Below are 12,723 nucleotides of genomic sequence, written 5' to 3'. Positions count from 1 at the left end.
GGCGTGGTCAACCCGATCGGCGAGATCGTCTTCAGCGGTTCGCTGCTCCTCGCCCTCCCGATCGCGCTCGCCGCGGGGTTCCTCGCCTTCGCCTCGCCCTGCGTGCTGCCGCTCGTGCCGGGCTACCTCGCCTACGTCAGCGGCATCACCCGCCCGGTCGCCGGCGGTCGCGAGCGCAGCCGCCTGCTGCTCGGCGTACTGCTCTTCGTGCTCGGCTTCTCGCTGGTCTTCGTCGCCTTCTCGGTCGTCTTCGCGACGGCGGGGCTGCTGCTGCAGCAGTACCTCGACGTCATCACGCGGGTCGCGGGCGTCATCGTCATCCTCATGGGGCTCGTCTTCATCGGGCAGGTGTCGTTCCTGCAGCGCAGTCTCAAGCCGCGTTTCCGCGTCGCGACCGGGCTCGGAGGGGCTCCGCTGCTCGGCATCGTCTTCGGGCTCGGCTGGGCGCCCTGCATCGGCCCGACGCTCATCGCCGTCAACACGCTCTCGCTCACCGAGGGCGGGGTGGGGCGGGCGGCGCTCATCGGGCTCGTCTACTGCCTCGGTCTCGGAATCCCGTTCCTGCTCGTCGCGCTCGGGTTCCGCTGGGTCACGCGGGCGAACGCGTGGCTGAAGGAGCACATCCGCGCGATCAACATCGTGGGGGGCATCCTGCTCATCGTCATCGGTCTCGCCATGGTCACCGGTTTCTGGCAGCTGTTCGTGTCGAGCCTCGGGGCGGTGATCGGTGGAACCGTTACGCCCCTCTGACCACCACGACTCGGTCGTCGAGCCGGCCGCGCCCGCGGGCATCGCGCAGCCGAAGCTCGGGGTCGTCGGCTGGATCCGCTTCGCCTGGCGTCAGCTGACGAGCATGCGCACGGCGCTCGTGCTGCTGCTGCTGCTCGCTGTCGCCGCCATCCCCGGCTCTCTCGTGCCGCAGCGCTCGGCGGACCCCAACGGCGTCGTGCAGTTCGAGCGCGACAACCCCGACCTATTCCCCGTGCTCGACGCGCTGCAGGTCTTCGACACGTACACCTCGGCGTGGTTCTCCTCGATCTATCTGCTGCTGTTCGTCTCGCTCATCGGCTGCATCATCCCCCGCACGCTGCACCACGCCCGCGCCCTGCGCTCGCGCCCGCCGAAGACGCCCGCGCGCCTCAACCGGCTCGTCGGCTACACCGAGCGCGCGGCCGAGGGCTCGACCGTCGAGGCCGAGCTCGCCACGGCCGAGGCGCTGCTCAAGAAGAGCCGGTACCGGGTCGAGCGCTACGGCGACTCGCTCTCGGCCGAGCGCGGCTACCTGCGCGAGACGGGCAACCTCGTCTTCCACATGGCGCTCGTCGGCGTGCTCGCCACGATCGGCTTCGCCGGCGGCTTCGGCTACAACGGCCAGAAGATCCTCATCGAGGGTCAGACCTTCGTCAACGTGCGCGGCGACTACGACTCGCTCAACCCCGGGCGCTTCTTCGACGAGACCCAGCTCGACCCCTACTCGCTGCGGCTCGACGAGTTCGAGGCCGAGTACGCCCTCGACCAGACCACGGGGCAGGTGCAGCCGCTCGACTTCACCGCCTCGGTGACGACGAGCGAGGGCGGCGAGCAGCGCGAGCGCCAGATCAAGGTCAACGAGCCGCTCGCGCTGGGCGGCACCAACGCCTACCTGCTCGGCAACGGCTTCGCCCCCGTGGTGACGGTGCGCGACGCCGAGGGGGTCGAGGTGTTCAGCGAGCCGATCCCGTTCCTCCCGCAGGATGCCAACCTGACGAGCATCGGCGTCGTCAAGGTGCCGACGGGGCTCGACGAGCAGCTCGGCATGGTCGGATTCTTCTACCCCTCGGCTCTCACCCTCGAGTCGGGAGCGCTCACGAGCGTCTACCCCGAGCCCGACCAGCCCGTGCTCACCCTCAACGCCTTCGTCGGCGACCTCGGCCTCGACGACGGGGTGCCGCGCAACGCCTATGCCCTGGCGACCGACGACATGGAGCAGATCTCCGGGGGCGACACCGGCGTCGATTCGCTCGTCCTCTCCCTCGGCGAGAGCCTCGACCTGCCGAACGGTCTCGGCTCGGTCGAGTTCACGGCGCTCCCCCGCTTCATCAGCGTCGACATCCATCACGACCCCACGCAGGCCGGTGTGCTCGTCTCGTCGATCCTCATCCTCGGCGGGCTCGTGGTCAGCCTCTGGGTGCCGCGGCGCCGGCTCTGGGTGGTCGCCGAGCAGCGCGGCGACGCCGTGCGCCTGCAGTACGCGGGCCTGGCCCGCGGTGACGACCCCAACATCGAGCGGGCCGTCGACGACCTCGTGCGCGCGCACCGCGGCGACGCGCAGACCGAGCCCGTGGCCGACGAGGCCGTCGCCACCCGCTGAGGCTCGGGCCGCTCTCCGTCGATCCCCACGCCCGTGCGGCGACGGCGCGAAGCTCCGAGAACGCCGACAGCGGCGCTCCGCACCCATCCGTGCACCCCTCGGCTCCGGACACAGCATGCACCCAGCCGACGATCACGCGGCTCACGGGGCAGGAGCGAAGGGGTCGAGCATGGTCATCCGCACACTCGCGGGCATCACCGCGATCGGCGCCGGCGTCGTGCACCTCGCCCTGGTCCCCGGCACGGTGCTCCCGCTCCTCCTCGTGCTCGCTGTCATCGGTGCCGCGCAGGTCGCCTGGGGCGTCATCGCCCTCGTGCGCCGCTCGATGCCCGTTCCCTCGCTCGCGCTCCTCGGCGGCATCGCTCCGGCCTTCCTGTTCCCGCTCGCCGCCGTCGGCGGGGATGCCCTGCTCTCCGCCCTCCCCACCGCGGCCCTCCTCGGCGCGACCGTGCTGTCCCTCGGAGGAGCGTTCCTCGTGGCCCTGCACCAGCGCGCCGAGCGTCGACAGGCCGAACCGCGGCGCGCGCGCCCAGCCCTCGTGCTGCCCGCCCTCGCGCTCGGGGTCGCCGTCATCGCGGGCATCGCGACGCCCGCCATCGCTGCCTCCAAGATCGGCGGCGCGACGACGGAGGTCGTCGACGAGCAGCCCGAGCAGGCGCCGCAGCCCGAGCTGGATGCGCCCGAGGAGCCGACGGAGGCTCCCGACTTCTTCCCCGGCCACACCGACCACTAGGCCGCTCTCCGAGCCCCGTCGAGGGGGATGCGCGGCCGGCCTGTCCTCCGGCCGCGCATCCGCTCACCCGCTCACCGGCTCAACCCCGCAGCGAGCCCCTCGCGCATCCGCTCACTCGCCCAGCGCCGCGGCGATGCGGCTCTCGAGCTCGTCGTAGGAGCTCAGCGTCACGACCTCCCCGTCGATCACGAACGTCGGCGTCGAGCGGATGCCGAGCGCCCCGGCGTCGGCCGCGTCGGTGCTGACGCGATCGAGCGTCGCCGGGTCGGCGACCACCGCGTCGTAGGCGTCGATGTCGAGACCCAGCTGTTCGGCGTACCCGCGGAACGTGCCGGCCTGCGAATCGGCCGCCTGCCCGCCCCACTCGGCCTGGGTGTCGTAGAGCAGGTCGTACATGGCCGTCGCCTCGTCCTGCGCCGCCGCTCCCTCGAGGGCGAGCGCCGCCGCGATCGCGTTGCCGTGCACCGGCAGCGGCAGGTGCCGGTAGGCGAACTCGACCCGATCCCCGTAGCGCGCGACGAGGTCGCTCACGACGGGGTGCCAGTCGCCGCAGGCGGGGCACTCGAAGTCGACGAACTCGACGACCGTCACCGCCGGCTCGGCTGGGTCGCTGAGCCGGTTCGTCTCGGCGGTCACGAGCTCGCCCGTCGGGGCCTGCGCCCTGAGCGCGAGCGGGGCGGGGCGGTTCAGCGTGGTGACGATGATGGCGGCGAGGGCCGTCACGAGGGCGACGGTGATCGCGATCGCGATGATCGCCGCTCGTCGGGGGGATGCGGGGGCCGTCGTCGCGCGCTTCTGCGCGGGCGTCATCGGGCGGGGCGTACGGGGCATGGCTGTCTCCTGTGAATGGTCGTGCGTGGTCGAGAGGTCGGGGTGGAACCCGACGATCAGACGCGCAGTACCGACAGGGAGGAGAGCGAGGGGGCCGCGGGGCGACGGCGCGCGGCGAGGGCGCGGCGGTCGAGGGGGAGGTCGCGGGGCGCGGCGGCCGGTGCGCGCGGGCCCATCGCCCGCAGCACCAGACGGTGGATGCCCACCGCGAGCACCGCGACGACCGCGAGCAGCACGAGCAGCAGCACCGGCGCGGGCACCTCGCAGGTGGCGCACGAGGCATCGAGCGCGAGCGCAGCCGGAGCGTCGGCCGCCGCGGCCGCCGCCGACACCGCCGCGGGCTCGGTCGACGACCCAGCGGCAGAAGGCGAGTCCGCCGCGCTCGCCGAGGCCAGCACCGCGGGTGCCGCGGCCGCGGCCGTCGCCGTCGAGCCCGCTCCGACGAGGGCCGCTCCGAGCAGCACGAGCCCGGCGACGAGAGTCGTCAGGCGCAGCAGCAGGGCGGTCACCCGATCAGCGTGCCCGCGCAACCTCGGCGGCACCAGGGAAGAACGTCCCGATCCCGTCGGCGCATCCCCCGCTCGACCCCCGCGCCCTCTCAGCGTCGACGACGTACCATGAAGACCTCATGGAGAACCTCGTCGCCTACTCGCTCGTCGCCGTCTACTCGGCCATGGGCGTCTACACCATCGCGTTCATCCTCTTCACGCTCGACCTCGCGAAGCGCTCCGCCGCGACGGGGCGCACGAGCGGGCAGGCCGCCGCGCCGGCCGCCGCCTCGACGACCGCGAGCGCCGCGCAGGGCGGGAGCGCAGCATCCATCGGGTCGCGCGGCACCGCGGTGCTCGACCGCCCGGTCGTCTCCGCCCGCGAGAAGGACGCCGGTACCGGCGGCACGCGCTACCAGAAGGCCGCCTTCGCCCTGACGCTGCTGGCCTTCGTGCTGCACATGGGCGCCGTCGTCACCCGCGGCCTCGCCGCCGAGCGGGTGCCGTGGTCGAACATGTTCGAGTTCGGTCTCACCGCGACCGCCATGGCCGTCATGACGTTCCTGCTCGTGCAGATCTGGCGCGACGTGCGGTTCCTCGGCGCCTACATCACCGGGTTCGCGCTGCTCGCGCTCGGCGTCGTGACCGTCAACTTCTACGTCGACGTGGTGCCGACGCCGCCGGCCCTGCAGTCGGCCTGGCTCGTGATCCACGTGCTCGTCGCGAGCCTCGCCACCGGCTTCTTCGCCATCGGCGCGGGGCTCTCGATCATGCAGCTGCTGCGCTCGCGCGCCGCCGCGTCGAAGGCCGAGGGCCTGAGCTTCGTGCGCACCCTGCCCGGGGCATCCACGCTCGAATCGCTCGCCTACCGGGTCAACGTCGTCGGCTTCGTGTTCTGGACCTTCACCCTCATCGCCGGCGCCATCTGGGCCGAGCGCGCCTGGGGCCGCTACTGGGGCTGGGACACCAAGGAGGTCTGGACCTTCATCATCTGGGTGCTCTTCGCCGGCTACATCCACGCCCGCGCGACGCGCGGCTGGCGCGGCACCCGCTCGGCCTGGCTCGCGATCATCGGCTTCAGCGCGGTGCTGTTCAACTACGGCGTCGTCAACATCTTCTTCAAGGGTCTGCACGCCTACAGCGGCCTCACCGAGTAGGGGCGAGGGCGAGGGGATGCCCGGCGAGCCGAGCGAGAACCGCCACCGTTTCGCGGTCGACCTGCTGGCGGCTCCCGCCGGCGCGACCGTCCTCGAGTTCGGCGCGGGCACGGGTGCCGGATCAGCCCAGGTTCTCGCGAACGACCCCGCCGCCCGGGTCGTCGTCGTCGACCGCAGCGCCACCGCGGTCGCCCGCATCGGCCTGCGGCTGGCCGACGAGCTCGCCGAGGGCCGGGTCACCCTGCTCGACGTCGAGCTCGCGGCGCTCGAGCTGCCCGAGGCCTCGGTCGATGCGGCGTTCGGCGTCAACGTCAACGCCTTCTGGATGACGATGGCCCTGCGCGAGTCGGCGGCGCTCATGCGCGCCCTCGCTCCGGGCGCGCCGCTCGTCGTGGCCTACGGCGCCGACCCGACGGGCTCGCCCACCCGCGCCCGGGCGACCCTCGCGAGCGTCGCGGCGAACCTCGCCTCGGGCGGGTTCCTCGTCGAGCGCGAGGTCGTCGCGGCCGAGGGCTCGGCCGTGGTCGCACGTCGCCCCTGAGCCCGCGCTGCTGGGGTCGCACGTCGCCCCTGACCCCGCGCTGCTGGGGTCGCTCGTCGCCCCTGAGCCCGAGCTGCGGGGGTTCGCACGTCGTCGCTGAGCCCCGGCCGGCCGTGCGCCCTCGCCGGCGCCGAACCGCCTGCTCTCGCCGCGCCCACCCCCGTTTCTGGAACCGGTTCCGCACGACGTGTGGAACCGACATCCCCGGAATTCCGGCGATCGTGTGGATCGCGAGGTGGAACGGTCGGTCCCCGTTCCACAGGAATTCGACCCCCGCGGGAGGGATGTGCCTGCAAACGGTTGCACACGCCGTTCCCGGCCGATAGCGTCGGCTCTCGTTGGTCAGCGGCACGCTGCAGTGCCCGGAAGACGGAGTCGACGATGACGCACCGAGTACACGCTCGCACCGGGTTCGCCGGATTGATGATCGGAGCGCTGGCCGTCTCCGCGCTGGGGGCCGGGGCGGTTCCGCCCGCCGTCGCCGCCGACAGCACGTACGCCCTCGTGGGCGATCTGCAGTCCGAGCTCGGCTGCGCCGCCGACTGGGCGCCCGACTGCGTCGAGACCGAGCTGCTGCCCACGGGCGAGCCCGGCACGTACTCGGCCGAGTTCACCCTGCCCGCCGGCGACTACCTCTACAAGGTGGCCGCCGATGACGCGTGGGAGCGCGCCTGGGGCCTCGACGGCGGCGACGCGAACATCCCGCTGTCGATCGCGGGCGACTCGACCGTGCGCATCACCTTCGACGCCGAGATCGAGCGCGTCGGCCTCGAGCTGCTGAGCCTCGCCGGTGCGTCCGACCCCGCCGACGAGTCGATCGTCGCGCCGCCGGTGCGCCAGCCGGGCAGCGACGAGAGCTTCTACTTCGTCATGACCGACCGATTCGCGAACGGTGACCCGGCGAACGACCTCGGCGGGCTCGAGGGCGATCGCATGGCGACCGGCTTCGATCCGACCGACAAGGGCTTCTTCCACGGAGGCGACATCGCGGGCATCCGGCAGAACCTCGACTACATCGAGGGTCTCGGCACGAGCGCCATCTGGTTCACGCCGAGCTTCAAGAACCGCCCGGTGCAGGGCGAGGGCGCGAACGCCTCGGCCGGGTACCACGGGTACTGGATCACCGACTTCACCCAGCTCGACCCGCACCTCGGCACGAACGAGGAGCTCGCCGCCCTCATCGACGAGGCGCACGCGCGCGGCATCAAGATCTACTTCGACATCATCACCAACCACACGGCCGACGTCATCGACTACGCGGAGGGGCAGTACTCGTACATCGACAAGGCCACGAGCCCCTACCTCGACGCGGCGGGCGCGGCGTTCGAGCCCGGCGACTTCGCCGGCACCGGCGACTTCCCGCAGCTGGACGCCGCGACGAGCTTCCCGTACACGCCCGTCATCGCTCCCGGCGATGAGGACGTCAAGGTGCCGGCCTGGCTGAACGACCCCGCGCTCTACCACAACCGCGGCGACTCGACCTTCTCGGGCGAGTCGACGACCTTCGGCGACTTCGTCGGTCTCGACGACCTCATGACCGAGCATCCCCGCGTCGTCGACGGCTTCGTCGACGTCTACCAGCAGTGGATCGACCTCGGCATCGACGGGTTCCGCATCGACACCGCGAAGCACGTGAACTTCGAGTTCTGGGAGCAGTGGAGCAGCGAGGTGCTCGACTACGCCCGCGAGGTCGCCGGCAAGCCCGACTTCTTCATGTTCGGCGAGGTCTACGACGCCGATCCGGTGAAGCTCGCGCCGTACATCCGCGACACCGACATGAACTCGGTGCTCGACTTCACCTTCCAGCAGAAGGCCGTCTCCTTCGCGGCCGGCAACTCGGCGAAGGGCCTGCAGGATCTCTTCGCGGGCGACGACCGATACACGACGCCCGACTCCTCGGCGACCGCGCTGCCCACCTTCCTCGGCAACCACGACATGGGCCGGGTCGGCTTCTTCCTCGCCAACTCGGGCGCTCCGCTCGAGCGCACCGTGCTCGCGCACGAGCTGATGTACCTCACGCGCGGTCAGCCGGTCGTCTACTACGGCGACGAGCAGGGCTTCGCGGGCACCGGCGGCGACAAGGACGCGCGCCAGACCCTCTTCGCGACGCAGACGGCGGAGTACGCGAACCAGCCCCTGATCACCGGCGAGCAGGCCGGCACCGTCGACCGCTACGACACGGATGCTCCGCTCTACGACGCGATCGCCGACCTCGCCGCGCTGCGCTCGTCGACGCCCGCGCTGCAGACGGGCGCGCAGATCGAGCGCCTCGCCGACGGCGGCGTCTATGCCTTCAGCCGCGTCGACCGGGCGGAGAAGGTCGAGCACCTCGTCGCCGTCAACAACGCCGCGACGCCCCGCGAGGTCGTCATCCCGACGCTGACGGCCGACGCCGCCTTCGCCGTGCTGCACGGCGACGCCGCGGCCGCCGCGAGCGCGGCGGACGGCTCGGTGACGGTCACGGTGCCGGCGCTGTCGGCCGTCGTCTGGCGAGCCGACCGCACGGTCACGGCGCCCGAGGCCGCCCTCGCCCACACGGTCGCCGTCCCCGCGGCCGGAGCGGCCCTGACCGACCTCGCCCCCGTCGCCGCCGACGTCGACGACGCCACCTGGCGCGAGACGAGCTTCGCCTGGCGCGTCGCGGGAGCGGAGGAGTGGACGCCGCTCGGCACGGCCGAGAACTCCTCGCCCCGCGTCTTCCACGACGTGCGCGGGCTCGACGCCGGCACGCTCGTGGAGTACCGCGCGGTGTCCATCGACGCCGCCGGCAACCGTTCCGCCGCCTCGACGTACGCCTCGGTCGGCAACGCGATCGATCTCGCCGTCGACGACGGCGGCGAGACCGAGGTCGACCCGACCATGGTCACCGTCCCGGGCAGCTTCAACTCCGAGATCGGCTGCGCGGGCGACTGGGCCCCCGACTGCGAGGCGGCCGCGCTGACGAAGCGCGCCGACGGCATCTGGTCGACCACGCTCGAGATCCCGGCCGGCTCGTTCGAGTACAAGGTCGCGATCGACGGCAGCTGGGCGCTCAACTACGGCGCGAACGGCGTGCAGGACGGCCCGAACGCGGCCCTCGAGCTCGACGCCCCGACCGCGGTGACCTTCTACTGGGACCCGCGATCGAAGGTCGTCTCGAGCTCCGTCGACGGGCCGGTCGTGACGATCGCCGGCAGCTTCCAGTCGGAGCTCGGCTGCGCCGCCGACTGGCAGCCCGAGTGCATGGCCTCCTTCGCGCAGGACGGCGACCGCGACGGCGTCTACGTCTTCCGCACCGACCGTCTGCCGGCCGGCGCCTACGAGGGCAAGGTCGCCCACGGGCTCTCCTGGGCCGAGAACTACGGCCTCGGCGGCGCCCGCGACGGCGGCAACTACTCCTTCACGGTGAGCGAGGGCAGCGCCGTCGAGTTCCGCTACACCCTCGAGACGCACGTGCTCGAGATCGTCTCGGCGGATGCTCCGCTCGCCGGCACCGGAACGCAGCAGGCGCACTGGCTCGCCGCCGACGTGCTCGCGTGGCCCGTCGCCCTCCTCGACGGCGCCGACGCCGGTGAGGCGGAGTGGACGCTCGAGCACGCCGCCGCCGGCGGCCTCGCCATCGCCGACGGCGCCGTCACGGGCGGTGACGGCGAACCGATCGCCGTCGAGCTCGTCGAGGGCGGGCTGCCCGAGGAGCTGCGTCAGTCGTTCCCGCACCTCGCCGGGAGCCTCGCGCTCGCGCCGGTCGGCCTCGACCGCGCCGGCGTCGCCGCGCTGCTGCAGGGCGAGCTGATGCTCGTGCAGCGGGTCGAGGGCAGCATCACCGCGGCGACGGGCATCCAGGTACCGGGTGTTCTCGACGACCTCTACGCGGAGGCCGCGGCCGAGGCGCGACTCGGAGCGGTCGTCGACGGCGATGAGGCATCGGCCGCGCTGTGGGCCCCGACGGCGCGCGCCGTCGCGCTCGAGCGCTGGAGCGCCGGCACGACCGGGGAGCCCGAGCTGCTCGACGCCGTGCGCGACGATCGCAGCGGCGTGTGGACGGCCTCCGGACTCGAGCCCGGCGACGAGTACCGCTGGAGCATCGAGGTGCTCGCCCCGAGCACGGGGCAGGTCGAGACGAACTCGGTGACCGACCCCTACTCGACGGCGCTCACCCCGAACTCGGCGCGCACCGTCGTCGTCGACCTCGACGACCCCGCCACCCAGCCCGCGCTCTGGCGCGACACCCCGGCCCCCGAGGTCGAGCGCAGCGTCGACCGGGCCATCTACGAGCTGCACGTGCGCGACTTCTCCATCGGCGACCCCTCGGTGCCGGAGGAGGAGCGGGGCACGTACCGCGCCTTCACGCGCGACTCGAGCGGCACCGCGCAGCTGCGCGAGCTCGCCGAGGCGGGCATCACGACGGTGCACCTGCTGCCCACCTTCGACATCGCGACGATCGAGGAGTCCCGCGCGGAGCAGGCCGAGCCCGCCTGCGATCTGGCCTCGTTCGGGCCGGCCTCGGAGGAGCAGCAGGCGTGCATCGCGAGCATCCGCGATCTCGACGGCTTCAACTGGGGGTACGACCCGTACCACTTCCAGACGCCCGAGGGCTCGTACGCGGTCGACGCCGACGGCGCCGCGCGCGTCGGCGAGTTCCGCGAGATGGTCGGCGCGCTGCACGCGACCGGTCTCGAGGTCGTGCTCGACAAGGTGTTCAACCACACCGCCGAGGCGGGCCAGGGGCAGAAGTCGGTGCTCGACCGCATCGTGCCCGGCTACTACCACCGCCTCAACGCGGTCGGCGCGGTCGAGACCTCGACCTGCTGCCAGAACGTGGCCACCGAGCACGCGCTCGCGCAGAAGCTCATGGTCGACTCGGTCGTCGTCTGGGCGCGGGACTACCGCGTCGACGGGTTCCGCTTCGACCTCATGGGGCACCACTCGACCGAGAACATGCAGGCCGTGCGCGACGCGCTCGACGCGCTCACCCTCGAGCGCGACGGCGTCGACGGCGAGAGCGTGTTCCTCTACGGGGAGGGCTGGAACTTCGGCGAGGTCGCGAACAATGCGCGCTTCGAGCAGGCCACCCAGGGGCAGCTCGGCGGCACGGGCATCGCGACGTTCAACGACCGGCTGCGCGACGCCGTGCACGGCGGCAGCCCGGTCGACGGCTCGTCGACCTTCGTGCAGGGCTTCGGCACCGGGCTCGGCACCGACCCGAACGGCGACCCCGTGAACGGCTCGACCGAGGCGGCGGTCGCCGACCTCGCGAACCAGAGCGACCTCGTGCGCCTCGGGCTCGTGGGCAACCTGCGCGACTACGAGGTGCCCGCCGCCGACGGGGCGCTCACGCCCGGCGACGAGCTCGACTACCGCGGCTCGCCCGCGGGGTACGCCGATCAGCCCGACGAGGTCATCAACTACGTCGACGCGCACGACAACGAGACGCTCTACGACCTCTCGGTGCTCAAGCTGCCGCGCGAGACGACGATGGCCGAGCGGGTGCGCATGAACACGCTCTCGCTCGCCACGGTGACGCTCTCGCAGGCGCCGTCGTTCTGGCACGCCGGAACCGAGCTGCTGCGCTCGAAGTCGCTCGACCGCAACAGCTACAACGCGGGCGACTGGTTCAACCGCATCGACTGGACCGGGCAGGAGTCGACCTTCGGCTCGGGGCTGCCGAGCGAGGAGGACAACGGCGAGAAGTGGCCGATCATGGCGCCGCTGCTCGCCGACCCCGCGCTCAAGCCGGCCGCGGCCGACATGGCGGCGGCGGAGGCCCAGGCCCTCGACCTGCTGCGGGTGCGCCAGAGCGTCGACCTGCTGCAGCTCGGCTCGGCCGAGCTCATCGAGCAGAAGGTCTCGTTCCCCAACAGCGGACCGGGCGCGACGCCCGGGCTCGTCGTCATGCTCATCGACGATCTGCTCGGCGAGGACGTCGACCCCGAGCTGGAGGGCGCCCTCGTGGCGTTCAACGCCTCGCCCGACGCGATCACCGAGCCGATCGACGGTCTCGCCGGGCGGGCGTTCGCCCTCGCCGGCGCGCAGGCCCGCGGCTCCGACCCGGTGGTGCGCGAGACCGCGTGGCAGCGCTCCAGCGGCACCCTGAGCATCCCCGGCCGCACGGTCGCGGTGCTCGTCGACGACCAGCCCGGCTCGGGCCAGCCGGGCGGGCCCGGGGGCGGCGCGCCCGGCAACGGCGGCGGCAACCCGGGGAACGGGAACGGTCCGGGCGACGGCCCCGGCAAGGGCGGCGGCCCGCAGTCCGCGGGCGAGGGCCGGCCCTCGGTCGTGCTCGGCGCCTCCGTGGTCGAGCCCGGTCAGTCGCTGCGCATCAGCGGAGCCGGGTTCGCCGCGGGCGAGCGGGTGCAGATCTGGCTGGAGTCCACGCCCCGGCTGCTCGTGGCCGTGGAGGCGAGCGGCAGCGGGGAGCTCAGCACCTCGGTGGTCATCCCCGCCGACGCCGAGCTCGGCGACCACACCATCCGGTTGCGGGCGCTCGACTCGGGAGCGGAGGCGACCGCGGCACTGCGCGTCGGGGCGCTCGCGCTCACCGGCGTCGAGCCCTGGCTGGCGGGGGCTCTCGCCCTCTCCCTGCTCGCCGCCGGCGGGCTGCTCGTGGGGCCGCGGCTGCGACGCGGCGCGGCGTGAGCCGCTCC

Annotated in this window: 8 protein-coding genes; 6 read left to right on the top strand and 2 right to left on the bottom strand. The window is 72.7% G+C overall.

The features are described from left to right. Positions 1-3 precede the first annotated feature (3 nt). The 3 genes from OVN18_RS03475 to OVN18_RS03465 all read left to right on the top strand — a co-directional run bounded on the left by OVN18_RS03475 (position 4) and on the right by OVN18_RS03465 (position 3,083). Complete coding sequence (locus OVN18_RS03475; protein ID WP_267781939.1) at positions 4-750, top strand: cytochrome c biogenesis CcdA family protein; 747 nt, start codon at positions 4-6, stop codon at positions 748-750. Beyond that, positions 728-2,350 (top strand): cytochrome c biogenesis protein ResB, encoded by a 1,623-nt coding sequence (resB, locus tag OVN18_RS03470; protein ID WP_267781936.1) that lies wholly within the window; start codon positions 728-730, stop codon positions 2,348-2,350. The genes OVN18_RS03475 and resB overlap by 23 nt, the downstream gene beginning before the upstream one ends. Before the next feature lie 169 nt (positions 2,351-2,519). Then, positions 2,520-3,083, top strand: coding sequence for a hypothetical protein (locus OVN18_RS03465; RefSeq protein WP_267781934.1), 564 nt, complete (start codon positions 2,520-2,522; stop codon positions 3,081-3,083). Between the two features lie 111 nt (positions 3,084-3,194). Here the strand turns inward: OVN18_RS03465 and OVN18_RS03460 are convergent, their stop codons facing one another. Further along, a complete protein-coding gene (locus OVN18_RS03460; protein ID WP_267781933.1) occupies positions 3,195-3,914 on the bottom strand; it encodes a DsbA family protein in 720 nt (239 codons plus the stop codon). Positions 3,915-3,970: 56 nt separating this feature from the next. After that, positions 3,971-4,423 (bottom strand): hypothetical protein, encoded by a 453-nt coding sequence (locus OVN18_RS03455; protein ID WP_267781932.1) that lies wholly within the window; start codon positions 4,421-4,423, stop codon positions 3,971-3,973. 119 nt (positions 4,424-4,542) lie between these two features. On the opposite strand from OVN18_RS03455, the gene ccsB reads away from it, so the two are divergent. The 3 genes from ccsB (at position 4,543) to pulA (ending at position 12,715) form a co-directional block, all read left to right on the top strand. Next, positions 4,543-5,559, top strand: coding sequence for a c-type cytochrome biogenesis protein CcsB (gene ccsB / locus OVN18_RS03450; protein ID WP_267781931.1), 1,017 nt, complete (start codon positions 4,543-4,545; stop codon positions 5,557-5,559). 16 nt (positions 5,560-5,575) lie between these two features. Beyond that, positions 5,576-6,100, top strand: coding sequence for a class I SAM-dependent methyltransferase (locus OVN18_RS03445; protein ID WP_267781927.1), 525 nt, complete (start codon positions 5,576-5,578; stop codon positions 6,098-6,100). Between the two features lie 423 nt (positions 6,101-6,523). After that, complete coding sequence (pulA, locus tag OVN18_RS03440) at positions 6,524-12,715, top strand: pullulanase-type alpha-1,6-glucosidase (protein WP_267781925.1); 6,192 nt, start codon at positions 6,524-6,526, stop codon at positions 12,713-12,715. Positions 12,716-12,723 lie beyond the last annotated feature (8 nt).

The sequence above is a fragment of the Microcella daejeonensis genome (assembly GCF_026625045.1).
In the GTDB taxonomy this organism is placed as follows: domain Bacteria; phylum Actinomycetota; class Actinomycetes; order Actinomycetales; family Microbacteriaceae; genus Microcella; species Microcella daejeonensis.
This window is presented reverse-complemented; position numbering and strand designations above follow the sequence as displayed.